This window comes from Streptomyces sp. NPDC048484, assembly GCF_040651415.1.
Classification (GTDB): domain Bacteria; phylum Actinomycetota; class Actinomycetes; order Streptomycetales; family Streptomycetaceae; genus Streptomyces.
On the sequence record NZ_JBEZJY010000051.1, the window covers coordinates 1 to 23,055 of the forward strand.

Genomic DNA, 23,055 nt, shown 5'->3' on the forward strand with positions numbered 1-23,055 from the left:
CCACGTCCAGGAGGCCCCGGGCCGCCAACCAAAAGACCTCACCGACTACGCCCGCGAGGCCGCCGCGCCGGCGTCTGGACCCGTATAGCGGATGGAATGTAACACTCAGCCCGGTAGCTCCGGCTCGCCAGTCGTCGATGCCGAGACCGGGGAGCTCGTCGCGGTGAACAGCACCAGCAATCGCGACGGGAAAGAATGCGAGCTGAACAACCCGTGCGAGGTGGACTCGACGGGCACCGTAGTCCATAGGGGGCGCGGATACGCCACCCAGACCGCAGCGATCGCCGGCTGCATCGGATCCGGCAACGTCGTGGACCTCAAGCGCCAAGGCTGCACCCTGCCCAAACCCTGAACTCGACTATTTCCGCCCGGCCTGGCCCGGCAGTCCATTCCTCGAAGTTACTACGAGCTCGTAACACGATTTTGTTGATGTGTCCTGGTCGGGCGTGACCGATGTGACGATTCGGCCGTTCGGGACGGTGTGAGTACTCAGTCGTGGACTGTCGATGACGACTTGTGGGCACTGAGCCCTTCTCGGTAACGTCTCGTGACGGTTCGTGATCTTCGTTCAGATGGTGCGTCCGTGTTCCGTCTGGAGCAGGACGAGGGCAGCGCGAGTGATCCGGGTGATCGCCTTGGGGCCGAGGCTGACCCTGCGCAGAGCCTTGGGTCACCTTGCGCAGGGCGTTGGCGCGTTCGGCCACGCCGTGGACGCCTCGGATGACGGAGTTGAACGCCTTGGCGTCGTCGGTGAGTTCGCCGCCCTTGGTTTTTTGACCGGGTGGCGGAGGCCGGCCCCGGTGTTCTGGTAGCCGAGGTCGGTCTGGGTGGGGATGTCGAGGGTGTCGGCGAGCCGGTTCAAAGCGGCGATCAGGCCGTGGGTATGGGCGCAGGTGGTGTCGTGCTCGCGGCCGGGCCGGACCGGCGAGACCCAGAGCGGCCAGCCGTCGGGTGCGGAAATGACCTGGACGTTGCCGCCGTGGTGCTTGTGCTTGCCCGACCACCACAGGGCGGCCTTGTTCGGGCCGGGGGCGGCGACGCGATCGGTACGGATGACGGTGCCGTCGAGGTTGAGGTGTGTACAGCCGGCCGCGGCCGCGCGCTCCAGTGCGGTGGACAGGTCCGGGGCTTGGCCGGCGAGCACGGTCAGACCTTCGTGGAGGTATCGGTAGGCCGTCGGGACGGAGATCCGGTTGTCGCGGGCGAGTTGAGTCAGCCGGGTTCCGTCCAGGAACCAGCGCAGGATCAACACGCTCTGTTTGAACGGCCCCAGGGCGCGAGTGCCCTTGCGGGTCCCGAGACGCTCGCGGTGTTCGAGCAGCAGCTTGGCGAGGGCCCCAGCAGTGGCCCGGCTGACATCGAGCACGCCGGTGTAGGTGATACTGGTCAACGCGTGAAGCCTCTCGGTACCCGGAACCTGTTCTTCGCAGACCTGTTCCTACCAGGGGCTTCTCGCGTATCTGATGCTGGGTCAAGCCCGTCTGATGTCCCTAGTCAAGAGATCTCGGATCTGTCGGACGGGCGGCATACTCTGAGCCCGGTCCGCACTGTCCGGGAGAGTCATGACAAGTAGGTTCACCGAGTTGGCCGTTGACTGCCACGATCCAGAGGGGCTCGCGGCCTTCTGGTGCGAGGTCCTGGACTTCAAGGTGACCGACCGGAGCGAGGGCAAGGTCGAGATCGGCTCCTGGGTGCCGACCGTCGAGGATGTTCGGGCCCGCCAGATGCCGCCCACCTTGCTGTTCATCCAGGTGCCCGAGGGCAAGACCGTCAAAAACCGGCTTCACCTCGACGTCAGCCCGATCGACAGCAGCGCCGAGGACGAGGTGACCAGATTGCTCGGCCTCGGCGCCACCAAGACGGATGTGGGCCAGGGCTCAGACCGGAACTGGGTGGTCATGGCAGACCCCGAGGGCAACGAGTTCTGCGTCCTGCGCACCCTGGCACCGCAAAACTAGGCCGCGAGCGGGCGCCCGCACCCCGTCACTGAGCCGCAGCACGCTAGTTGTCACCCATCGGGTGGGCTGACCTGGTCCGCGCATATCCCTTGAAGCAATCTGGCTGTCACCAACGAGGCAACCGTTTTGTCACTGTCGCCGGATTTGCCATCGTCTTGTCACCAGTTGTTGTGGTGATGCTGAGCCACGCCCGCGCCGCCTGCGGGGTGGCGAGGTGGATGACTTCGAGGGGGGCGAACCTGGGGTCAGCGCAGCGGGTGGCGATATCAACCCTGCGATTCGCGTGTTGTGACCAGGCCCACCAAGCGGGGTGGTCGGCCTTGAACCAGTCGCCCGCGGTTTCGACGTTTCCGCCGAAAATCCGGCGGCGGAGCAGGGTACGGGCCGCTGACCGGCGCAATACGCGGCACATGATCACCGGGCGGGAGTAGTCGAGCCAGACGATGGTGTCAGCTCGGGACCACAACAGGTCTCGGACCTGCGGGTAGCCGAAGGAGTCGAAGATCCAAGAGGGGCCGGAGCTGATCTGCGACACGTCCTCGAGCAGGCGTGGGTTCTCCTCCCAGTGGGGACCAGCGATGGCCAGCGCATCCATCTCGTGAAAGGGGATCGCGAGGCGCTCGGCGATCGCGCGGGCCAGAGTGGTCTTGCCTGCGCCCGTGCTCCCGGCGACCAGGACTCGTTTCATCGAAGAAATGTCCTTCACCAGCGTACTCAAGGTCAAGCTCGGCCTGAGACGAGACCGCAGTGACATCAAGGCAGCCCTTGTGGCAACTATCGTGCTTCTGCTCAGTCACACACCGCAACTATCACGTTGCCGAGACGACCTCACTGACCGAGCCCCTGCTGCCGCCCTGGCCGGAGCGGTCGCCGGGGCCGCGGCCGGTGGCGGACCGGCTCTGCCTGCAGGGCGTCCTGTACATCCTCTACAACGACATAGCCTGGCAACTCCTGCCCCTGGAGCTGGGGTTCGGCTCCGGGCAGACCTGCTGGCACAGGCTGGAGCGATGGCAGCAGGCCGATGTCTTCGACCAGTTGCACCGCATCCTGCTCGCCGAACTGAACGCCGCCGGCGAGCCCGACTGGTCGAGAGCGTGCGTGGTCGGCTCGCACATCCGCGCGGAAAAGGGGGCCCCGACACCGGTCCGTCGCCGGTCGACCGGCGGAAAACGGGCAGCAAACACCACCTGATCTGCGACGGACGCGGCACCCCGCTCAAAGTCATCACCACCGCGGCCAACGTCAACGACATCACCCGGACCCTCGCCCTCGTCGACGGTATCCCGCCCGTCGCAGGCCGCCCCGGCAGACCACGCCGTCGCCCCGACGCCCTGCCCGGCGACAAGGGCTACGACTCCAAGGCCAACCGCCTCGAACTGCGCAAGCGCAGGATCCTGCCCGTCATCCCCCGCAGAGGAGCACCGAACATCCAGGGCCTGGGCAAACTCCGCTACGTCGTGGAGCAGACCTTCGCCCTGCTCCACCACTTCAAACACCTTGCCGTCCGCTGGGAACGCCGCACCGAACTTCACGACGCCTTCGTATCCCCCGCCTGCGCACTCATCTGCTGGAGACGCCTCAAGAAACACCGACCATGATCGTGTTACGAGCTCTTTGCCAACTACCCTGCGATGTCACAATGGACGAGATGGCCCACGTCGTCAGCAAGATCGCCGAGCCCGCCGGCGGTCCGGCGCCGGCCGGGCGGACCCGCTGGGTGTACGAGCCGAGCCGGACATTGCGACCGCTCCGGTGGTACACCCCTGTCGTGTCCCGGGAGCCGTCAGCTGCCGGTTCCGGTCCAGTTCACCGCCACATGGCCGAGCCGGACCCGCTGCGGGTGGTCGCCCACGGGGACCGACACCAGCTTCCGTCCGGTGGCGAAGTCGATCGCCGTGACCTGGTCGGCGCCGCTCTCGGAAATGACGCAGCTCTTGCCGTCGCCGCTGACCGTGGCCCAGTAGGGCTTGGAGGCGGTGACCAGCGGGCCCTCCTGGAGCGTGGCACGGTCGACGACCGTGGCGTAGTCGTCCATCGTGCCGGCGACGCACAGCTTGGTTCCGTCGGGGCTCATGGAGAGGCCGTGGTGGCGCGAGTCGTTGACGTACGTGGTGCGGTCGTCGCTGGTCGCGGGGTTCTTCGGCAGGGTCTTGGTCCGGGTGATGCGGTCCGTGGCGAGGTCGTACTCGAAGAAGCCGTTGAAGAACGAGACCTGGAAGTACAGCTTGGACTCATCCGGTGAGAACACCGCCGGGCGCACGGCGTCCGAGTAGTCCTTGAGACCGATCGCGTCCAGCCGCTGCCGCATGTCGATGATCTTGACCTGCTGGTAGGTGTTCGCGTCGACGACGGTGATGCGCCGGTCGCCCTTGGTGAAGTCCTGCCACGGCGCGTCCTGCGAGGTGTTCACGTCGCCGATCGCCATGTTGTAGATGTACTTGCCGTCCTTGGTGAAGATGTTCTCGTGCGGCTTGTCGCCGGTCTTGAACGAGCCCTGCTGTTTGCCGGTGTTGATGTCCAGGACGTGCACGGTGTTCGAGATCGAGGCGGACACCGCGACCCGGGTGCCGTCGGGCGAGACGGCCATGTGGTCCGAGCGGTAACCGGACACCGGGAAGCGCCAGTTGATGTTCCCGGTGGCCAGGTTGATGGAGATGACGTCGGCGAAACTGGGCCGGGAGACGACCACCGACGTGCCGTCCGGCGTGGTGTACATGTCGTCGACGAACTGGTCGTGGCCCTCGCCGACCCCGTTGCGGATGGCCTGGAAGTAGATCCACTTGATCGGGTCGGCGTTGATCGCCGCCATCCGGGCGTCCTTGTCGGGGATCACGTTGATCCGGCCGATCCTGGCGAAGTCACCGCTGGACTTGATGACGTCCGCGGTGCCCTCCCAGTTGTTGCCGACGAACAGCACCTCGCGCAGCGCGGCGGCGTCGGAGGCGTCGGAGGCGTCGGAGACCGCAGTGGCGGCGGTCGCGGGGGCGGTGACGGTCAGGACGAGGGCGGCGGCTACGGAGCAAAGGTGCCTGGTGCGGAAGGCAGGCATGGCTGCTCTCTCCTCTGGGCGGAAGGTGTGGGGACAGGACGGAACTGCCCGCCCCGAATCTGAACACGGGTGCATTCAGAGTTGACTTACTGGAAAGTAAGGAAGGGTTGCCCTTCGCCACAAGACCCCGTGCGCGACAAACTTGGCGGCAGGGGGCACGGACCGACGAGGGAGGGTCAGTGGCGGGCAGGCTCAGGGCGCCGACCGGCCGGTACGGTGGCCGGACCGCCGAGCAGCGGCAGGCCGAGCGGCGCGGGAGATTCCTGGCGGCGGCGTTGCAGTCGTTCGGGAGCGTCCCCGGCTACCGCGGCACCACGGTGGCGTCGCTCAGCGAGGCGGCCGGTCTGTCAACCCGCCAGTTCTACGAGGAGTTCCGCACCCTCGAGGACGTCCTGGCGGCGCTGCACCTCCAGGTCAACGACTGGGCCGAGGAGGCGGTCCTGGCAGCCTTCGCCGCCGCGGGGGACGTGCCGCTCGTCGAGCGGGTCACCGCGATCTTCCGGGCCTACGCGGCCAACGTGACCGCCGACCCGCGCCGCATCCGGATCACCTTCGTGGAGATCGTCGGCGTCAGCCCCCGGCTGGAGGAGCAGCGACTGGCCCGCCGAGCCCGCTGGGTCGACCTCATCTGCGCCGAGGCGACGGCCGCGGCCGCCCGCGGCGAGGCGGCTCCCCGGGACTACCGTCTCGCGGCGACGGCCTTCATCGGCAGCGTCAACGGCCTCCTCCACGACTGGAGTTCGGGGTGGGTGGACGCCACGCTGGACGAGGTGGTCGACGAACTGGTGCGACAACTGCTGGGAATCCTCAGACCGGCCGACTGGGAACCCGAACCCCCTGGAGGACCGGTCCGGCCGCTCACGCGGTAACGGGGGGCGCGGCACGCGCTCACTGGTCGGCCCGGGACAGCCCTAAGCCGCTGCTTCCGGGTCCGTCGGGTGACAGTCGGCGCACGGCTTCCACCACCCGGCTCGTTCCGTCCTCCTCGCGCACCCGCGCCCCCAGCGTCCGTGCCCGCTCGCTGGCTCACACCACACCCCGCCCACCTGGGCGAACGTGCTGTGAGGCTCATAGTCGCCGCGTTGTCGGGGAGGTCCAAGCGCTGCTTGCGCGGTGCGGGGAGCAGCGGGCGCGGCCCGCCGGGCATCAGTGCGCGACGCTGGCGGACCTTGTCCCGGTCGCGGTACCAGGTGGTGCAGAACTTCCGGGGTCGGCGGGTGGACTCGGGCAGTGGCCTGGGTGCACACGGGGCAGCAAGGGGCAGCAACCGGACCCGGCGACCGGCGCCAGGCGCTCAAGGAGCTGCCGGACGCGCTCGGTCTCCTCTTCCGTGCCGAAGTACCGGGTGTCGGCCTGGCCCCGGCATCCGGCGAGCAGGTCGGCGAACACGCCGCGCAGCTCGGTGAGGTCGCGGCGGCAGGCACCCGGCAGGGCGAGGAAGTCGTCGACGGGCCAGGAAGTGAGGACCCCGGAGCGGGACAGGTAGAGGCCGACGGTGTCGATCCGGTACCGGTCGGCGGCATCGAGCAGCAGGTAGCCGGCCAGCTGCCACGCCGTGCGCTGCGACATCTCCGCCAGTGGGCGGCGGGCGCTCTTGAAGTCGAGCAGCAGGCCGTCGACGACGATGTCGGCGTCAGCCGTGATCTGGGCACCGGCCAACGTCGGCATGCCGACGCAGTCTGCGGGCTCGGTAGGGGCACGCAGAGCTTCCAGGGGGCCGTGGGCGGCCTTGTGGAGCTGGGCGGTGAGTCGGCCACCAGGTCGCGGTGCGGAAGCTCCAGCAGGTGCGTGAAGGTGAAGGTGTTCGGGTCCTTGAGGGCGGCCTTGGCGAGCGGGGTGAAGGCGAAGCCGATCGGCGTACGGGCGAGGACCTGGTACCAGGCCGCGGCGATGAGCATGCGGGCCAGGTCCTCCTCTACGTCCTGGCCGCGGTCGACAGGCAGTTCGCGGTTGGCGAGGTCCAGACGGTGCACCGTCTGGCTCAGGCGCACCGCGAGTTCGTTGCCGACCGCGTGCATCCGCAGTCCTGCCCCGCGGCCGCCGATCCCGCCCGTTGACCTGCTCGTGGAGGGGTGGGGGCCGGCGTGCCGGTCGCGCATAGGGATCTTGACCGAGGTGTTCACTCCGGAGCTCGTGGACGCGGCCGTCGCCAAGCACGGGCGGGGTGAGCTGCGGCGCCGACTGCTTCCGGCCCGGCTGGTCGTGTACTTCGTGCTCGGGCTGTGTCTGTTCGCCCGGGAGTCGTACGAGGAGGTGATACGCATGCTGACCAGCGGCATACCGGGTAGCCGGATTTTGGCCCGGGTCAACCGCTCGTCGCTGTGCCGGGCGCGAGTCCGGCTCGGTGAAGAGGTGCTGGAGACGGTGTTCCGGCAGGTGGCCGACCCGCTGGCGGTCCCGGAGACGCCGGGCGCGTGGTGGCGCGGTCTGCGCCTTTTGGCGTTGGACGGCACACAGTTCGACGTGCCGGACTCGGTGAGCAACGGTGACACCTTCGACGGCCCCTCCACAGGTGGGACGCCGTTCGGTCCCGCAGGTGCGAGCCGCCGTGCTCGCGGAGATCGGCACCCACGCCGTCCTCGACGCCGGCCTGGCGGCTACCGGGACGGCGAGCGGCGCTTGGCCTACCCGCTGGCCAGCTCGACAGGCCCCGGTGACCTCGTCATCGCCGACCGCGGGTTCTGGTCGGTCGAATTCGTCCACGCCTTCACCACGTCCGGCGCCCATCTGCCGGCCAGGCTCCAGTCCAATCACCTCGGCACCACCCAGGCGGAGTTACCGGACGGCTCCCGGCTGCCCCTGATGCGCCCCGGCAGGGATGTCCACCTCCGGGCAGCCCGCGAAGGCCGGGTCCTGCCGAAGGAGACGACCTACCGCGTCATCACCTTCACCAAGGACGACAAGGCCGTGCACCTGGGCACATCCCTGCTGGACACCGAGCAGTACCCGGCGGACGAGCTGATCGCCCTCTACCGGCAGCGCTGGGAGATCGAGCCGGCCTTCGACGAGGTCAAGAACCACCTCGGCCCCGGCGGGCCGCTCCGATCGCGCACCCCTGAAGCCGTGCGGCAGGAGCTGTGGGCCCTGCTCGCGGTCCACCAGGCCGTCCGCCGGTTCGCGCACACCGCCGCGGCGAGTGGCCCGGTCCTGGACGCCGACCGGCTCTCCTACCTCCGCTGCGTCCGGATCGCCCGGCGCAGCGTGCCGTCCCAGCACGACACCTCCAAGCGCACGCTGACCAACGCCGGGAAGGCGGCCATCCAGAAAGCGCGGTCCCGTCTGCTGCCGCCCCGGTCCGGTCGGGACTGGCCCCGAGCGATCAAGAAGCCGATGAGGTGGCCGGTCCTGAGAACTCCGAGCGGCCGCAGCAAGGTCGAGCCGGGGCGATGGGCGTACAACCAGACCACCAAACAGCGCAAACACCGGGGTGCCGGCAGACCCGTGCTGCGGCCTCAACCCCCTTGACCTCCTACAACTGGGCCCCCTTGCTGGCTGGTTTCGGAGGATGCGTCCCGCCACCGTCCTTGGCGTCCTGATCGCAGGTTCGTGGGCCGTAGGACTGGTCATTGGGGATCAACAGCACTCCGGCAACCTGCCCAGGGTGCTCGACGGCGAGCCAGCCGTCGCCCGTGAGGGTACCGTCCGGCTGGTGCCATGCCTCGGACGAATAGATCGTCTGACACCCCAACGCCACGCGCTTCTTATCGACCGCGCAGGCGTCCACTGCAGGGCCGGAAAATTCGTCGGCGCCGTCGAAGCGGTAATCGAAGTCGACCTGGCCACCTTCGGAGGGCACCTGTGGGTGAGGCTCCAGACGCCAGTCAACGACCTCGGCGGTGACGCCGGGACGCTGCCCATACGTGTCCTCGACCTGCACTCTCACACTGGCCTCACCGCGCTTCGCCGTCGTGTCGGTGCAGCCCCAGGAAGAGCAGCCGGACAGGGCGAGAATCACCAGAGCCAACGGGGCACCGGCAAGTACCCGTGCAGGGAACACTGAGATGACCTCCGGGCGGGATGAGGCGGGGCAGTGTATCCCGGGGCCGCCTGGCAGCTGCGGGTGACGGCGGCGAGCGCCTGCCTCGGTGAAGCCGAAGCGCTGAGGAGCCCTGTGAACGGGGCGGGCATGGACAGCATCACGATGCAGCCCACCAAGTGAAGCAATGTCTAAAGCAACTGCATTGGCCCTAGACGTCGCCCTGGCGCGGCCCGTGCCGCAGCTGCCGACGGGTCGGTGGGCGTACGAGATCAAGGTCGATGGCCACCGGACCGTGCCGTGGCGCACCGAGGACGGTGTCCGGCTGCAGTCGCGGACGGGCCGCGACGTCACCGCGCTCTGGATGGATCTCGCGGTGGCCGCCATGCGCCTACCGCCCGGCGTGATCCTTGACGGCGTTATGTGACCTGTGGGGGTGTCTCAGTCCCAAGGTGTCTCAGGCGGCGCAGCTCCCATAGACGAGACGTGACGGGCGTCGCGGCCACGTGCCGCAGCGGCCGCTCAGAGGTGGCCGTCCAGGAACTTCCGTACCTCGGTGATGGTCATAGGCCCCGTGCCGTGCGCCACCGCCTCTGCCTCCTTCAGCAGGACGTAGGACGGGGCTCCGGTGATCCCGTATCGCTCGGTTGCGGCCGGACAACGTGTGATGTCGGTGCGGACGGCCGTCAGGCGGCCCGTGTAGTCGTCTGCGATGCCACCCACGACGAGGTCCATCATCCGGCAGGGCTCGATTGCCTTGGGCCATGTCCCGGTGAAGTATGCGAGGACCGGAACTTTGCTCATCCCGAGGATGAAATTGAACTCCGCGTCCTCACGGGGTCGGTGAACCCGATTCGTCATGGAAGCTCCTGACCTCACGTTCCGTCATTCCATCCCCATCATCTCTCGCGCGGTGTGCCAGGCCGGCCCGGTCGGTCGTCCGGCTGCGCCGTCGGAAGGGAGGCACGGGCCGTCGCAGAACCACGGTGGTCCCCGGCGCGAGCGGCCCGCCCCCCGTTCCTGGTGATCCGGCCTGGCCGCCCCGCCGGTCACCCAGTTGCAGCCCGCCGCCCGTGGGTCAGTTCGTGCCAGGACAGCTCCCTCCACGGGGATATGAAAGACGTTTTCCAGGGCATTGCGGCCCAGATCGCCGACCAGATGCTCGATGAGCGCGTCGACGAGCGGGCCGGTGCGCATCGTCCACCGGATCCAGTCGAGCCGTATCCGCCACCGCGCTTCTCAGAGACAGCGCCCCGACGGGCTTCCCTAGGCCTTGTCCGGTCTTCACATCAACCCCCGGTCTCAGCTGGCTCATACCGTTCTTTCCCGGGCCGCATGAGCCAGCTGATGGCACCGAGAACGAGGCACGATTCCCGGACCGCTCGCGGACGCGGTCGTGGACGGTCGAAGTACGCGTCAGCTGACCCGAAGACCGACCGCCAGCGTCAGTTCAAGGACCCGGTGTGGCGATGCGAGATCCGGAAACAGCTCCCGCAGCTGCGACATCCGGTACCGGACCGTCTGGGGATGGACGAACAATGCCGCTGCCACCTCCTCCCGCCTGCCCTGGTGCAGCAGCCACGCCCGCAACGTCTCCTCCAGCCGCCGTGCGGTCGCGACAGGCAAGGTCCGCAACGGTGCGAGGGCCCGGGCACGCAGGTCCGCGAACGCGTCCACGTCGGCGCTCAGCACCAGCTCGGGCAGGTGGTCCTCGGTGTCGCGAATATCGGAGGAGAGGGAGCGCGCGCGTTGGGCTCGTGCGTACGAGGCGGACGCACGAGCCCATGGCCGGGCCGGGCCGACCACGGCGGTGCGGTCGGTCAGCTGCCGCAAGAGATGTGATCGGTCGGCATCGGGGACGAGCAGCACACCGGTGGCGTCCGGCAGATCGTCCAGGACGAGGGTGCCCGGGTCGAGCGCGCGGTAGGCCGGCCGGGCCTGAGCGGCGGGCAGCAGGACCGCGGTCAGCGAAACCGGAGGCTGCCACCCGGCCCGTTGAACAGAGGCCAGCAGCACGTCCGGGCCCTGGCCGGCGAGGAGGTCGCGGGCCAGGTGTTCCAGGTGGCGCTCCTGGTCCCTGCCCTGGGCAGCCAGTTCGTCGGCGTGGCCCGCGGCGCTCGCGGCGGAGAGCTCGTCGATGTAGGCGAAGGTCAGCTCGGCGAACTTGGCGACCTCAGCGGCGGGCAGACCTGCGGGTACAGCACCCGCAGCCAGGCCTCGCCAGGCCACGCGGGCGCCGACGCGGTACGCGCTGAGCAGGGCGTCCATCGAACGGCCGTCGCGCACCTCGCCGCGGCCCAGCTCGTAGGCTGCGTCACCGGCGTCGCCGCCCGTGGCATTCCCGCTCGCGAGGTCCAGGTAGTGCCCCAGGGCGGTGCGGACGGCTCGGCGGATGGTGGCGCCCATGCGGCCCGAAAGGGCGTTGGCGTAGGGAGGGACCTCGTCGATGATCGCCTGGACGACCTCGTCGGCAGTACTCTTCAGCGCGGCCCGAAGCGCGGTAGCCGTCGTCTCATCCAGGGCCAGTTCACCGGCCCTCCGGATTGCATGGCTCACGTTTCTATTCCCTGCGAACAATTCAGCCGGCCAGATTCACGTCCTACGGACAGGACTTTACGCCCTGAGGCGCAGCAAGCTGGGGTCATGACGAGTACAGCCCTCCGCAGCAGGGCGTGGAAACTGCTGGAGATGGTCACGACGCCGCTGCTGCCGTCGGACTACCTCGACCTGGTCAGCCCGCTGCGTGCAAGCGCTGACCTGCGTGGACGCATCGAGGCCGTACACCCCGAGACGAATGACGCCGCGACCATCGTGATCAGGCCGGGACGGGGCTGGCGCGGCCACACAGCCGGTCAGTACGTACGGATCGGGGTCGACATCGACGGGGTGCGCCTGTGGCGTGCCTACTCCCTCACCTCGCCGACAAACCGCCAGGACGGCCGCGTCACGATCACCGTGAAGGCGATCGAGGACGGCAAGGTCAGCAACCACCTGGTCCGCAGGGCGAAACCGGGCACGCTGATCCAGCTCGACCAGCCGACCGGTGACTTCGTGCTGCCACAGACCAAGCCCGCCAAGGTGCTCTACCTGACGGCCGGCAGCGGCATCACGCCCGTGATGGGCATGCTGCGCGACACCGAGTTCGACGACGTCGTCATGGTCCACTGCGCGCCACAGCCGCAAGACGTGATCTTCCGCAACGAACTGCACGACCTGGTCGCGGACAAGAAGCTGCGGCTCACCGAGGTGCACACCGACACGGACGGCCAGCTCGACATCGCCCGTCTCGACGAACTCGTGCCCGACTGGGCCGAGCGCGAGACCTGGGCGTGCGGGCCCGCGGGCCTGCTCGACGCCGCCGAAGAGCACTGGACTGGGCACGGCGTCCAAGAGCGCCTGCACACCGAACGCTTCCGCCCCAGCATCGTCGTCACCGGCGACGGCGGCGAGGTCACGTTCAGCACCACCGGCAAGAGTGTCGACGCGGACGGCGCCACGCCGTTGCTGGACATCGGCGAAAAGGCCGGCGTGCTCATGCCCTCCGGGTGCCGCATGGGCATCTGCTTCGGCTGCGTCACGCCGCTCAAGGCGGGCGCCGTCCGCGACCTGCGCACCGGCGAGATCACCGAGGCCGAGCCGGGCGTCCTCATCCAGACCTGCGTGTCCGCCGCGGCGGGCCCCTGCGACATCGAACGGTAGGAGCACCTTGACCGCCACCGACCCCACCGCCCACCTGACCGCGGAGCAGACCGAGGAGCTCGGCCGCGAGCTCGACGCGATCCGCGACGAGGTGATCGCCGGCCGCGGCGAGAAAGACGCCGCCTACATCCGTAAAGTCATCTCGTCGCAGCGCAAGCTCGAGCTGGTCAGCAGGGGCGTGCTGCTGTTCTCCATCTTCCCGCCCGCGTGGCTGATCGGCACCGCCGGTCTGTCCGTGGCGAAGATCATGGACAACATGGAGATCGGCCACAACGTCCTGCACGGCCAGTGGGACTGGATGCGGGACCCGAAGATCCACTCCACCACCTGGGAGTGGGATCACGTCTCGCCGTCCGAGCAGTGGAAGCACTCGCACAACCAGCTGCACCACACGTACACCAACGTGATCGGCAAGGACAACGACCTCGGCTACGGCATCATGCGCGTCGACGAGGACCAGAGGTGGCACCCGTTCCACCTCGGCCAGCCGCTGTGGAACTTCCTCAACGCCTGCTTCTTCGAGTACGGCATCGCAGCGTACGACCTGGAGCTCGCCAAGAACCTGAACAAGCGCCGCCGCAAGAACCCCGAGTTCCGCGCGCGGGCCAGGGCCGTGGGCCGCAAGATCCGCAAGCAGGTGCTCAAGGACTACGTGATCCACCCGCTGCTGTCGGGCCCGTCGTTCCTCACCACGCTCTCCGCCACGTTCACCGCGAACCTGGTCCGCAACATCTGGACCCACTCGGTGATCATGTGCGGGCACTTCCCCGAGGGCGTACAGGTCTTCGAGCGCCGCTCGATCAAGGGCGAGACGCGCGGCCAGTGGTACCTGCGCCAGATGATGGGCTCGGCGAACATCAGCGGCAGCAGGGCCATGCACTTCATGACCGGCAACCTGTCGCACCAGATCGAACACCACCTGTTCCCGGACCTGCCGAGCAACCGGTACGCCGAGGTCGCGGTCAAGGTGCGCGCGCTATTCGAAAAGTACGAACTGGAGTACGTCACCGGGCCGCTGCCCAAACAGGTGTTCTCCGCGTGGCACAAGGTCTTCCGGCTCTCACTGCCGAACAAGAAGCCCAAGGTCAAGACGCCGGACCGCGAGCAGGAACTCGTCGCCGCCTGATTTCCGATATCGGTTCAGATCTCTCGGCCGTACCGGCCGTACCGCCGGGTTCGGTGAGATCCGTTGCGGACGGTGCGCGGCCGCGACATCAGACCGTACGACGCGCGATCCGGGCAGCCCGGTGTCCGGCCGCGCCGCCTGGACGTGCGCCAGGAACTCAGCACACAGCCCCCGGCGAGGTGTTGTACTGCGCTGACCTGCCGCGGTCGGGCCGGTAGCCGGGTGCGTACGCCCACTCGGTTTGCCGACAGGAGGGCTCGTCGTGCACAAATCCGCGATCATGGCGCCGCCCCCGTCCCGCTTCGATCACCTCGTTGACGCCGGATCCGGCCACCATCCCGAAACCGAGACCTGGGCGCCTTCTCCCCGCTCAGAAACCACTCCAGGCGGTGATCTGCCGACGGATAGAAGGCTGTTGATGAGACACATGCAGCAGCTCACATAAGCAGCGAACTGGTTGTATGGGACACCAGCGAGTGCTTGGCGTTCGAGCAGTTGCGGAACCGGCTGCACCGGCGCGGCCCCGCAGCTCTCCAAGCCGCCGAACAGCGGCCAGCCCACTTCGGAACTGGAGTACGCGCAGGTTCCCAGGTGACCGCTCGCGTAGGAATGCCTCCATGTCAGCAGGTCCGAGACCTGTGTTCGAAGCGCCCCTCAATGGCGTGAGACTTCTGCAGATACTCGCAGAATCTGCGACTACAGCTCGTAATCTGCGTGTCCGTGGATGAATCTGGAACTCTTCGAGACGCACCGGCAGCCGGACTCGGTGGCGCGGGGCTGGCTGAGGTTTTCCAGCTGCATCGTCGTCGAGCTGAACGGAAGGGTCTGACGGAGCGGGACTACTTCCTCGACACTCTTGCCGAGTACCAGTGGGCTCGTGACGCGGCCGGTCTCATGCCGGAGACGGTCGACAAGCTGGTGAAGCCTGTCATCGAGATCTGCGAGTACCTCGATCTGGCGCCGTGGCGCCTGCAACCGCGGGACCTCGACCGGTACTTCGCCGGGCCGGGCAAACGGGCTCGTTCCACCGTACGCACAAAGATCAACATCATTGACGGGTACTTCGCGTTCCTGGAGCAGCGCTACCGGGATTCATTCGCAGTGCCTCGGCGTTCATGCCGGGGGTGAAGCGAATCTGATGGTGGCGACGCGGAGCGTCGCCGCATCTGCTCCGGCGGAGCCGGAGATGGCACATTCGTCACTCATAGGCTGACCGCGGACCGGCTCGACCTTGCCCGGCGTGGTCTCACGGCCCAGGGCGATCGCGACGTCCTTGGCCATCACCGGTCCGTTCGCACCAGCCACGATCGCCGGCGAGAGCGAGCCGGACATCTGCGCGGTGGGAGCCCTCGTACGGGACAAGAGGGGGCGCCGGCTCTGGCCCGTAATCGGTGGTAACGCTGTGCAGGGATCACTGGAGGAGGATGCGGTGGCGGAGCAGGGGGAACCCGGCTCGGCCGTGCATCTGTCTCATGATCCGTTTGGTTCGAGTGTTGATGCCCTCGGTGCGGCCGTTGTGGTGGGGGCGGGTGAGGCCGGCGTCGACGGCGGCGCGGTCGCGTTCGGGGCCGTTCGCGAAGGAGTGCAGGCGGGGCAGATCGACGACGCGAACCGTGGTGATCCAGTCGGTGAGTTTGGCGTCGTTGCCCTCCGCTGGTGTCAGTAGCTGAGCGAACTGGCCTGTGAGGCGCATGAGTTGGCGCATCTCGGGGCAGGCTGCGGCGAGTTCCCGCAGTGGTGCGGTGTCCTTGTCGCGCAGGTTCTCGGGGCGGGTGAGCAGGAGGCGGGCGAAACGCTGCGGGGTGGCGGCCGGCTTGTCACCCTCGGCGCGGCCCTGGGTGATGTAACGGACCAGGAGGTTGGCGCTGCCGGTTAAACCCAGCTCCTTGATCTCGCGCAAGAGGTGAGTGACGGGCACGGCGGGGTCTTCGCTTCGGCGCCGGCGCAGGTGGTCGCGGTAGGGGTCGCCGAGTGTGGATCGTCGCCTTCGAGCCCCTGGGGCCCATCGCCGCTCCCCCACCGGACAAGCGCTCCCCGAAGCCTGGCCACGCCACCCGGAAACCGCCCGCAGATCGGCGTAGCAAGGCCGAAGTGGTGGCCGAGAACGAAGCGTTGCATGCGGAACTGGACACCCTGCGAGATCAGGCATAGACCGTCTGCACCCTCGAAGCTGAGACGTCGACAAGCCCTTCACTCAGGACCGGCGGCCGGTGAGTGCGCACGGGCGGGCCCGGCCCTGTTGTCGAGGCGTTTGCCGCTGCCGCGGTTCTGTGGGCGAGCGCTGCTTTTGCCGAAGGCCGGCCCGTCCGGCAACCTGCCGGCCTGCGGGCACCCACGCCTGCTCCACAAGGGATCAGTGATGTCCCGAACCCGACGCCAGGACCGCCCGTAGACCAGGCTCCATCGCCGTGCACTCGCGCCGGCCCCCGGTGTGGGCGTGTGGCGGCTGCTTGGGTACGGTCCGGATGACGGCGAAAGCCCACCCGGGCTGTGCGAAGGGATGCCCAGTGGCCGGGCATCCTGCCAGGCAGGAGTCAGAAGTGGGGACCGTCCCAGGAATGCGAGAGGGCCCGGATCGTGTGGATCCGGGCCCTCTTCAGCAGTAGCGGGGACAGGATTTGAACCTGCGACCTCTGGGTTATGAGCCCAGCGAGCTACCGAGCTGCTCCACCCCGCGTCGGTATCCCCCACCGTACGCCATCACAGAGGGGGCAAAGACCACCGTCTACCACGGGGCTTCTATGCGGCGAAGCCGACGTTGGTGACGTATTCGTACTGGCCCCACTGCGACCCGAGGTCGACGATCATGTCCTCCCACGCGTCATCGAGGCCCTGGTGGTCACCGGCCGCCCAGGAGCCGACGATGCGGGGACACCGGTGTTCGGGCCTTACCCTCCGGCGGCGGTGCCTGCGGCCGCGCCCGTGATGAGCGTGGCGAGGGCGATGTTCGCGAGGTGACCGGGGCGTACGGCGGTGACGTCGAGGTGATGGACGGGAATGCCGGTGAGGTAGAGGTCGCCGATGAGGTCAAGGAGTTTGTGGCGGGCGGGTTCGTCGACGAAGCGGGTCCGGCCGGCGTATGCGTCGTCGCCGATGATGACTACGGATGGCTCGTCGAGTCCACGTCCCAGGCCATGGGCTCGGGCGCGGGCGAGTTCTGTCTCCAGGACGAAAGTACGGGCGGGTGCGACCATGCCGGCGTAGTCGACGGGGAGTTGAGCGGTGACGGTCTGTCGGCCCGGGAATCGTGGTGCGCGGTCGTAGGTGACGCTCCATCGGCCTGTTCCGGGACGGGCCTGCAGGATCGTGTCCTTGTCCTCGTACCGGACAGGTCGCGGCAGAAGGGGAGGTTGCCATGGGCCGAGGTCCCGCAGGCCCACGGTACGAAGAGCCTCGGTGAAGGGCCGGGCGCTGCCGTCGAAGCCGGGGACTTCGTCGGCCGTGAGGTATACCTCGGCGTCGGTGACGCGAGCGCCGGCCAGGGCACTCATCAGGTGCTCGACGGTGGACACCGGGCCGAGGCGGGTGCGGCGGTTGGTCGCGGTGACGTGGGCGGGGCGGGCTGGGATGCGGAAGGTGTGGGTGAAGGCGATGCCGTCGTCGCCGGGGGCGATGGTCACGGTGACGGGTTGTGCCGAGTGCAGGCCGACGCCGTGGAGCAGGACGGGGGCGCGCACCGTGGCACGCCGGTCGGTCACTGGCCGGTGTCCAGTCGCTCTTCCAGCTGCCGTACCCGTTCCAGCAGGTCGGGCAGTTTGGGCAACAGCGCGTCAAGGCGCAGCTGTTGGGCGAGAGGGCGGGCGGGAGTTCCTGTGTGGTCGCCGGGGGTGTCTATGTCACGGGTGACGGTGCCGTACGCGCCGATACGGACGTCGTCGGCGAGCGTCACATGGTCGAACACGCCGCTTCCGCCGCCCAGCACGCAGCGTTGGCCGAGCGCCGCGCTGCCGCCGATGCCGGACAGGGGCACTAACAGGGTGTGGTCGCCCAGCCTGGCATTGTGCCCGACGCAGGTGAGGTCGCCGACCTTGACCCCGTCGCCCAGGACGGTGGTGGTGCAGGTGGCCCGCTCGACGCTGGCCAGCGCGCGGATCTCCACGTCGTCGCCGGCGTGGACGCCCCCGATCTGTGGCACGCGCCGCCAGCCGTTCGGGGTGGGCGTGAATCCGAACCCCTCGCTGCCGATGACGGCCCCTGAGTGCACGGTGCAGCGCTCGCCGAGACGGACGTCCCGGCACAGTACGGCGTGTGGGTGGAGCACGCTGTCGGCGCCGATGTGGCAGTTCTCCCCCACGTAGACGAAGGGGTAGATACGCGCGCGCGGTCCGACGACGGCGCCGCGCTCCACGACCGTGTAGGCCCCCACGTACGCGGTGGGATCGATGCTGCAGTCCAGATCGGTCACCGCGGTGGGGTGGATGCCCTGGTGCATGGGCGCCTGACGGTCGAGCTCGCCCAGCAATTGGTGGAAGACGGCGCGCGGATCGTCCACGTGGACGTGCGGTGTGTCCACGCCGGTGAGAGCGCGCGGCAGCAGTAACGCTCCGACACCTGCCATCCGCCCCAGCGCACTCGCCCGCTCCGCGTAAGCCAGTCCCGACGGATCCGTGGACTCGGTGTTTGTCGGATGTACGCGCATCCCGGCGTCGCCGCAGACGGCCCCCTCGTACTTCTCGGCGATCTCGCGCAGGGACCAGGTCATGAAATCCACCTCTCTAGGAGTTTCTACGAGCCGGTCGGGGGCGGGGCGTCACCGGCGTGATGCCCCGGCCGGACGGAGCAGCGAGGAACTCCTCCACCTGCAGCGTGAGTTCCTCCGCGCAGACCCCGTCGTCGGGCATACCCGACTGCAAGGCGGTGAAGTAGCGGCGCAGCGCGATCTGGGCGGCGGCGGAGATGCCGTGGCGTCGCATGCCGACGTGGTTGAGTCCGCGGTGCTGCGCCGGCACTCCGTCCACGACGGTGAAGGGCAAGACGTCCCGTTCCACCTTCGTCTTGGCACCCACCATCGCCAGACGCCCGATGCGCACCCACTGCACGACACCGCTCCCCCCACCGATCACGGCATGGTCGCCGACCCGCACGTGTCCACCGAGACCGGTGAGCTGGCTGACCACCACCCCGTCGCCCAGAACGCAGTCGTGCCCGATGTGTGTATTCCCCATGAGGAGGCAGTCGCTGCCGATCCGGGTGGGTTCCTCGCCCGTGGAACGGTGTACGGTCGCGCCTTCCCGCAGCACGGTGCCGGCGCCCACCACGGCTCTGGTCGCCGTGCGTGCGTCGAACCTCAGGTCCTGTGGATCCCCGCCGACGACCGCGTGCACCCCCACGACGACGCCGGCGCCCAGTGTCGCCGAGCCGTGGACGACCGCGTGGGCCTGGACGCACACACCGTCGCCCAGCTCGGCTCCCTCCTCGACGACAGCGAAGGGGCCGACCTGCGCCCCGGCACCGAGTTCGGCCCCGGGCGACACCAAGGCTGACGGGTGGATGTGCGCGTCTCGATCACCGCTGTGCTGAGTGTCCTGCCACATCCCACCATCGTGGCCACAACCATGGGCAGAAGAGCGGGTTATTACCTCATGAGGACACTCTTGCGGATCCCGCTCGACCCGCCTGAGTTGCCGGTCCGGAGATCGCGGGACGGAATCGGAGCCCTTGCGCGGTATTCAGGAGGAGGGTGAAAGTGACGTCGCCGAGGGTGCCGGCGAGCTCCAGGACGCGCGGGCCGCCGACCAGCAGTGGGAGTTCGGCCAGCACCTCGTCGACGCTGGTACGCGCCTCGAGAGCGGTCTGCTTCGCGGCGGCCTGCTCCGCCTCGGGTGCGCCGGCCTCCCGCAGGACGGAGCACGCGTTCTGCAGACGGCGCGCCGCGGCGAGCGGCGCGAGGAAGCGGACGGACACGGTGCGCAGCTCCGCGCGCTGCTGTGCCTGCCGGGCGTGCCGGTCACGGCGTGCGGTGGACCGCTCCTGCAGGCGGAAACCGACCACGATCCCCAGCACGCCGATGATGCCGGTGTTGGCGGATGAGGCCAGCTCCATGCTCATGTCTCCTTGGTCCGGGGCGCGTTGGCCGGTGGAATGGGCGAACCCTTGGCGCGCTGCCGGGGGTTCGGGTGGAGGCTGCCAGGAGCTCTGGGCGTACTTCTCGATCAGACCCGTCAGCCAGTCGGGAGCGGCGTCCGCGTCGAAGGGGTTCGCGCCGAAGGGGTTCGCGCTGTGCAGCGTGATGCTGGCGGCGTCCATGCCGACGACGCCGTTCGGCAGGACGCGGTAGCCCGAGACAGCGGCCTCCCCGGTGGTCTGAGTGGCGCCGGCCTCAAGCCGGTAGGTGATCCACACGCAGTACGGGGCGACCGTCGTGAAGTGGTCGCTCAGCTGCGGCTGGTCCATGAGGCGCAGAACCCGGGTGTGCTGCCGGGCGAGCCGTTCACCAGCGGATTCCGGCGCGGACCGTGCGCACGGCGTGGGCGGCCTGTCCGAAATGCGCCAAGCGGGCTGGACCAGCATCGCCGTGGCAGCCGATCACTACCGGTCACGTCCCCAGCACGCGACCGCCATGCTCCGACTCACAGCTGCTGGAGATGGTGGGACTGCGTGCCTCCGACGCGCGCCGCCACCCGCAGGAGTTCTCCGGCGGGCAGCGGATCGGGATCGCGCGTGCCCTCGCCCTGGAACCCGAGGTCATCGTCTGTGACGTGCCCGTCTCCGCGCCGGATCTGTCCGTACAGGCGCAGGTGCTCAACCTGCTGTGTGATCCGCGGGACGAGCTGGGACTGTCGTACGTGTTCATCTCGCACGACCTGTCCGTGGTGCGGCACGTCGCCGACCGCGTCGCCGTGATGTACCTCGGCAAGATCGTGGGGACGGGCCCGGCGGAGGGCCTCTTCGAGCCGCCCCAGCACCCCTGTACGGCAGCTCTCCTGTCGGCGGCCCCATCGCTCGCTCGCGGGAGCGGGGCGAAGCGGGAGCGCGTCCTGCTCACCGGCGGTGAGATCCCCTCCCCGGCCGACCCGCCCTCCGGCTGCCGTTTCAGAACCCGGTGCCGGCGTGCGGAGGACATCTGCGCCCGGGCCGTCCCCGCACCGCCACTCGCGGCGCCGCTCCACACGGCGGCCTGCCACTTCCCCCTGGAGGAGACACTCATGGCCGCGGCATTCCCCGGAACAGAGGCTCCCTGAACCCGGCGGCCCACCCGGCCGGGGCCCTCAGCGCCCCGGCCCTCACCGCCGTCCGTCACGTGTCAACTCGCCGTGCGCCGGATGCGGCCCGCGTACCGCTGCTCCAGGTCCAGGTTCCCCTCGAAGCCGCCGGGCACGTTGGCGGAGACGTAGACGGGCGGTCGCAGTCCGTCGGCGAGCAGCCGTGCGGCCGTGTCGGCGACGGTCATCTGGACGAGCATGACCCCGGTGAGGGTGGACAGGGCGCAGACGGAGCCGCCACCGGGGAGTTCGAGGAGTGCGTCGCCCCGCGGGGCGGCGTTGTCCAGGACGACGTCGGCGATGTCCGCGAGTTTCCGGCCGCTGGGGTGGGAGGCGGGAACGGCCCGGGTGTGGGCCAGCGAGGTGATCGCGAGGACCCGGTGGCCCCGCTCCTTGGCCCGCAGGGCCATCTCCACGATCACGCTGTTGACGCCGGAGTTGGAGATGATGACGAACAGGTCCTCGGGTCGCGGCGCGGCGAGGTCGTAGAGCCGTTCGGCGACGCCCGGCCTGCGCTCCAGGAGCGGGTCGTCGAGGACGCTCGGGTCGTCGCCGCCGTACAGGACGAGGTCGGCCATGCTCAGCCGGTTGGTGGGGACCAGTCCTCCGGCGCGTCCGGCGAGTTCGAGGACGAGCGCCTGGGAGTGCCCGGTGCCGAACGCCTGGATGACGCCGTCCGTGCGCACGCACTGGGCCAGCAGCTCTGCGGCCTGCCTCACCTCGTCCCGGGAGGACGCGGCGATGCGGTCCAGGACGTCCAGGCCCTCGCGTGCGAACACGCCCGCGTTCACAGAGTCGACGGTCACGCGGCACTCCCTACTGGTGGATGAAACCACCATCCTTTACGAACTTACTTGAATGAATAAACCATAGATCACGAGTGTCGGGCAACGGGGGTTCCTCCGTGCCCCGACGCGACCGGGGCACGGAAGGGCCGTCGGTCCTGAGATTCAATCTGCGAGATGGTCGGTGGCTGATACATTCTCAGCTGCACTGCAGGCACCACCGAGGAGATCGGTAATCCCATGGAACGGATCGGCGTCGGCAACGGAATGCCCCCGACGGACGTCACCACACTGATCCGCACCGAGCTGCCCCGCCTGGCCGGCTCCCTCCGGAAGGTGGGCGAGCTGATCCTCGCGGACCCCGCGGCCGTCACCCATTCCTCCGCCGCCGAACTGGGCCGCCGCACCGGCACGTCGCAGGCCACGGTGACCCGGTTCTGCCGCGCCATCGGCCTCGACTCGTACCAGCATCTGCTGATCGAGCTGGCCCAGGAGCGCGGTCGCGGCGAGGTCTCCGACTGGGGCAGCGCGGAGATCGGACCCGACATCTCCCCGGACGACGACCTGGAACGGGTCGTCACCGTCGTCGGCAGCGCGGACCTGCGCGCGGTCCAGCAGACGATCGACCGGATCGACCTCGACGCGCTGGAGCGCACGGCCCAGGCCGTCGCCCGCGCGCGGCGCATCGACGTGTACGGAGTCGGCGGCAGCGGCGCGGTGGCCCTGGAGACCGAGGTACGGCTCTTTCGCATCGGCTGCTCGGTCCGCGGCTGGAACGAGGTGCACGCGGCGGCCACTTCAGCGGCGCTGCTCACCCCGGCGGACGTCGCCATCGGCATCTCGCGCTCGGGCGCGACCCGGGAGACCGTCGAGCCCTTCGAGCTCGCCAAGGAGCGCGGCGCCACCACCGTGGCGATCACGGCGGACCCGAAGTCGCCGCTCGCGCGGGCAGCGGACGTCCGACTCATCTCCTACACGTCGGAGGCCAGCTTCCCGACCGGCATCATCGGCGCGCGGCACTCCGTACTGGTGCTCATCGACTGCCTCTACGCACGGGTCGCGCAGCTCTCGTACCAACGCGCGAGCGCCTCCCTGGCCCTGACCGACCACATCGCCGGACAGCACGCGGTGAAGCACCGCCGCACGCGCTGAGCCGATCGAGGATGTATGGATGAACCACCGAGAAACTCCGTGGATGGTTGTTTGAATCACCCTCTCGGTGTCACGATGGGGCTCCGCCGAGCACCCTCGTAGGAGCCC

At 68.8% G+C, this 23,055-nt stretch carries 23 protein-coding genes, 1 tRNA gene and 3 pseudogenes; 12 read left to right on the forward strand and 15 right to left on the reverse strand.

The window, feature by feature from the left end; all coding sequences use genetic code 11:
- Positions 1-163 precede the first annotated feature (163 nt).
- Positions 164-352: a hypothetical protein gene (locus AB0D14_RS36845; protein WP_362787483.1), complete on the forward strand. Its 189-nt coding sequence runs from the start codon at positions 164-166 to the stop codon at positions 350-352.
- A 216-nt stretch (positions 353-568) separates the two neighbouring features.
- Here AB0D14_RS36845 and AB0D14_RS36850 read toward each other — a convergent pair.
- A pseudogene (locus AB0D14_RS36850) lies at positions 569-1,390 on the reverse strand (transposase family protein).
- Positions 1,391-1,562: 172 nt separating this feature from the next.
- On the opposite strand from AB0D14_RS36850, the gene AB0D14_RS36855 reads away from it, so the two are divergent.
- Positions 1,563-1,958: a VOC family protein gene (locus tag AB0D14_RS36855; protein WP_362787484.1), complete on the forward strand. Its 396-nt coding sequence runs from the start codon at positions 1,563-1,565 to the stop codon at positions 1,956-1,958.
- Between the two features lie 106 nt (positions 1,959-2,064).
- Here AB0D14_RS36855 and AB0D14_RS36860 read toward each other — a convergent pair whose 3' ends face one another.
- Positions 2,065-2,664: an AAA family ATPase gene (locus AB0D14_RS36860; protein WP_362787485.1), complete on the reverse strand. Its 600-nt coding sequence runs from the start codon at positions 2,662-2,664 to the stop codon at positions 2,065-2,067.
- Positions 2,665-2,789: 125 nt separating this feature from the next.
- Between AB0D14_RS36860 and AB0D14_RS36865 the strand changes: the two genes are divergently transcribed.
- Positions 2,790-3,556, forward strand: a protein-coding gene (locus AB0D14_RS36865; RefSeq protein WP_362787524.1) for an IS5 family transposase whose coding sequence is annotated in 2 segments (ribosomal slippage) — positions 2,790-3,081 and positions 3,081-3,556 — 768 coding nt in all. Because the reading frame shifts where the segments join, the coding sequence is not laid out codon by codon here.
- A 185-nt stretch (positions 3,557-3,741) separates the two neighbouring features.
- Here AB0D14_RS36865 and AB0D14_RS36870 read toward each other — a convergent pair.
- Positions 3,742-5,007, reverse strand: a complete 1,266-nt coding sequence (locus AB0D14_RS36870) for a YncE family protein (RefSeq protein ID WP_362787486.1) — start codon at positions 5,005-5,007, stop codon at positions 3,742-3,744.
- Between the two features lie 179 nt (positions 5,008-5,186).
- On the opposite strand from AB0D14_RS36870, the gene AB0D14_RS36875 reads away from it, so the two are divergent.
- Entirely contained in the window at positions 5,187-5,876 is a 690-nt protein-coding gene (locus AB0D14_RS36875) for a TetR/AcrR family transcriptional regulator (protein WP_362787487.1), read from the forward strand.
- A gap of 277 nt (positions 5,877-6,153) precedes the next feature.
- Here the strand turns inward: AB0D14_RS36875 and AB0D14_RS36880 are convergent, their stop codons facing one another.
- Positions 6,154-6,675 (reverse strand): hypothetical protein, encoded by a 522-nt coding sequence (locus AB0D14_RS36880; protein ID WP_362787488.1) that lies wholly within the window; start codon positions 6,673-6,675, stop codon positions 6,154-6,156.
- Positions 6,676-6,791: 116 nt separating this feature from the next.
- Between AB0D14_RS36880 and AB0D14_RS36885 the strand changes: the two genes are divergently transcribed.
- Both AB0D14_RS36885 and AB0D14_RS36890 read left to right on the forward strand, forming a co-directional pair.
- Positions 6,792-7,064 carry a hypothetical protein gene (locus tag AB0D14_RS36885; protein ID WP_362787489.1) on the forward strand — a complete coding sequence of 91 codons (273 nt, stop codon included), beginning with the start codon at positions 6,792-6,794 and terminating at the stop codon, positions 7,062-7,064.
- Positions 7,065-7,113: 49 nt separating this feature from the next.
- Positions 7,114-8,472 carry an IS4 family transposase gene (locus tag AB0D14_RS36890; protein WP_362787490.1) on the forward strand — a complete coding sequence of 453 codons (1,359 nt, stop codon included), beginning with the start codon at positions 7,114-7,116 and terminating at the stop codon, positions 8,470-8,472.
- Positions 8,473-8,476: 4 nt separating this feature from the next.
- On the opposite strand, the gene AB0D14_RS36895 is transcribed toward AB0D14_RS36890, so the two are convergent.
- Positions 8,477-9,004, reverse strand: coding sequence for a hypothetical protein (locus tag AB0D14_RS36895; protein ID WP_362787491.1), 528 nt, complete (start codon positions 9,002-9,004; stop codon positions 8,477-8,479).
- Positions 9,005-9,170: 166 nt separating this feature from the next.
- Between AB0D14_RS36895 and AB0D14_RS36900 the strand changes: the two genes are divergently transcribed.
- The gene (locus tag AB0D14_RS36900) at positions 9,171-9,410 is read left to right on the forward strand and encodes a hypothetical protein (protein WP_362787492.1); all 240 of its coding nucleotides are present in this window, start codon (positions 9,171-9,173) and stop codon (positions 9,408-9,410) included.
- A 95-nt stretch (positions 9,411-9,505) separates the two neighbouring features.
- Here AB0D14_RS36900 and AB0D14_RS36905 read toward each other — a convergent pair whose 3' ends face one another.
- The gene (locus AB0D14_RS36905) at positions 9,506-9,844 is read right to left on the reverse strand and encodes a thioredoxin domain-containing protein (protein WP_362787493.1); all 339 of its coding nucleotides are present in this window, start codon (positions 9,842-9,844) and stop codon (positions 9,506-9,508) included.
- Between the two features lie 555 nt (positions 9,845-10,399).
- Positions 10,400-11,539: a helix-turn-helix domain-containing protein gene (locus tag AB0D14_RS36910; protein WP_362787494.1), complete on the reverse strand. Its 1,140-nt coding sequence runs from the start codon at positions 11,537-11,539 to the stop codon at positions 10,400-10,402.
- A gap of 87 nt (positions 11,540-11,626) precedes the next feature.
- Between AB0D14_RS36910 and AB0D14_RS36915 the strand changes: the two genes are divergently transcribed.
- The 3 genes from AB0D14_RS36915 (at position 11,627) to AB0D14_RS36925 (ending at position 14,936) form a co-directional block, all read left to right on the forward strand.
- Entirely contained in the window at positions 11,627-12,682 is a 1,056-nt protein-coding gene (locus AB0D14_RS36915; RefSeq protein WP_362787495.1) for a ferredoxin reductase, read from the forward strand.
- A gap of 7 nt (positions 12,683-12,689) precedes the next feature.
- Entirely contained in the window at positions 12,690-13,808 is a 1,119-nt protein-coding gene (locus AB0D14_RS36920; RefSeq protein ID WP_362787496.1) for an acyl-CoA desaturase, read from the forward strand.
- A 720-nt stretch (positions 13,809-14,528) separates the two neighbouring features.
- Complete coding sequence (locus AB0D14_RS36925) at positions 14,529-14,936, forward strand: hypothetical protein (RefSeq protein WP_362787497.1); 408 nt, start codon at positions 14,529-14,531, stop codon at positions 14,934-14,936.
- 283 nt (positions 14,937-15,219) lie between these two features.
- Here AB0D14_RS36925 and AB0D14_RS36930 read toward each other — a convergent pair.
- The 7 genes and pseudogenes from AB0D14_RS36930 to AB0D14_RS36960 form a co-directional block, all read right to left on the reverse strand.
- Positions 15,220-15,801, reverse strand: a pseudogene (locus tag AB0D14_RS36930) (transposase); the annotation flags it as partial.
- Between the two features lie 610 nt (positions 15,802-16,411).
- Positions 16,412-16,485: transfer RNA gene (locus tag AB0D14_RS36935), tRNA-Met, on the reverse strand.
- Between the two features lie 62 nt (positions 16,486-16,547).
- Positions 16,548-16,676: pseudogene (locus AB0D14_RS36940) on the reverse strand (transcriptional regulator); the annotation flags it as partial.
- Between the two features lie 20 nt (positions 16,677-16,696).
- Positions 16,697-17,506, reverse strand: coding sequence for a UDP-3-O-acyl-N-acetylglucosamine deacetylase (locus AB0D14_RS36945; protein ID WP_362787498.1), 810 nt, complete (start codon positions 17,504-17,506; stop codon positions 16,697-16,699).
- The gene (gene lpxD / locus AB0D14_RS36950; protein WP_362787499.1) at positions 17,503-18,510 is read right to left on the reverse strand and encodes a UDP-3-O-(3-hydroxymyristoyl)glucosamine N-acyltransferase; all 1,008 of its coding nucleotides are present in this window, start codon (positions 18,508-18,510) and stop codon (positions 17,503-17,505) included. Before lpxD ends, AB0D14_RS36945 begins: the two co-directional genes overlap by 4 nt.
- Positions 18,511-18,523: 13 nt before the next feature.
- Positions 18,524-19,342, reverse strand: coding sequence for an acyl-ACP--UDP-N-acetylglucosamine O-acyltransferase (lpxA, locus tag AB0D14_RS36955; protein ID WP_362787500.1), 819 nt, complete (start codon positions 19,340-19,342; stop codon positions 18,524-18,526).
- A gap of 46 nt (positions 19,343-19,388) precedes the next feature.
- Positions 19,389-20,201: a hypothetical protein gene (locus AB0D14_RS36960; protein WP_362787501.1), complete on the reverse strand. Its 813-nt coding sequence runs from the start codon at positions 20,199-20,201 to the stop codon at positions 19,389-19,391.
- Between the two features lie 191 nt (positions 20,202-20,392).
- On the opposite strand from AB0D14_RS36960, the gene AB0D14_RS36965 reads away from it, so the two are divergent.
- A complete protein-coding gene (locus AB0D14_RS36965; protein WP_362787502.1) occupies positions 20,393-20,989 on the forward strand; it encodes an ABC transporter ATP-binding protein in 597 nt (198 codons plus the stop codon).
- A gap of 62 nt (positions 20,990-21,051) precedes the next feature.
- Here the strand turns inward: AB0D14_RS36965 and AB0D14_RS36970 are convergent, their stop codons facing one another.
- Positions 21,052-21,816 (reverse strand): SIS domain-containing protein, encoded by a 765-nt coding sequence (locus tag AB0D14_RS36970; RefSeq protein ID WP_362787503.1) that lies wholly within the window; start codon positions 21,814-21,816, stop codon positions 21,052-21,054.
- Between the two features lie 246 nt (positions 21,817-22,062).
- On the opposite strand from AB0D14_RS36970, the gene AB0D14_RS36975 reads away from it, so the two are divergent.
- Complete coding sequence (locus tag AB0D14_RS36975; protein ID WP_362787525.1) at positions 22,063-22,947, forward strand: MurR/RpiR family transcriptional regulator; 885 nt, start codon at positions 22,063-22,065, stop codon at positions 22,945-22,947.
- Positions 22,948-23,055: the final 108 nt, after the last annotated feature.

Bases quoted from the DNA above. Each gene is read 5' to 3' on its own strand.
- AB0D14_RS36855 (WP_362787484.1), top strand. From the start codon at position 1,563: ATGACAAGTAGGTTCACCGAGTTGGCCGTTGACTGCCACGATCCAGAG.
- AB0D14_RS36870 (WP_362787486.1), bottom strand. From the start codon at position 5,007: ATGCCTGCCTTCCGCACCAGGCACCTTTGCTCCGTAGCCGCCGCCCTC.
- AB0D14_RS36880 (WP_362787488.1), bottom strand. From the start codon at position 6,675: ATGCCGACGTTGGCCGGTGCCCAGATCACGGCTGACGCCGACATCGTC.
- AB0D14_RS36900 (WP_362787492.1), top strand. From the start codon at position 9,171: ATGTCTAAAGCAACTGCATTGGCCCTAGACGTCGCCCTGGCGCGGCCC.
- AB0D14_RS36905 (WP_362787493.1), bottom strand. From the start codon at position 9,844: ATGACGAATCGGGTTCACCGACCCCGTGAGGACGCGGAGTTCAATTTC.
- AB0D14_RS36915 (WP_362787495.1), top strand. From the start codon at position 11,627: ATGACGAGTACAGCCCTCCGCAGCAGGGCGTGGAAACTGCTGGAGATG.
- lpxD (WP_362787499.1), bottom strand. From the start codon at position 18,510: ATGACCTGGTCCCTGCGCGAGATCGCCGAGAAGTACGAGGGGGCCGTC.
- lpxA (WP_362787500.1), bottom strand. From the start codon at position 19,342: ATGTGGCAGGACACTCAGCACAGCGGTGATCGAGACGCGCACATCCAC.
- AB0D14_RS36960 (WP_362787501.1), bottom strand. From the start codon at position 20,201: ATGGACCAGCCGCAGCTGAGCGACCACTTCACGACGGTCGCCCCGTAC.
- AB0D14_RS36965 (WP_362787502.1), top strand. From the start codon at position 20,393: ATGGTGGGACTGCGTGCCTCCGACGCGCGCCGCCACCCGCAGGAGTTC.
- AB0D14_RS36975 (WP_362787525.1), top strand. From the start codon at position 22,063: ATGCCCCCGACGGACGTCACCACACTGATCCGCACCGAGCTGCCCCGC.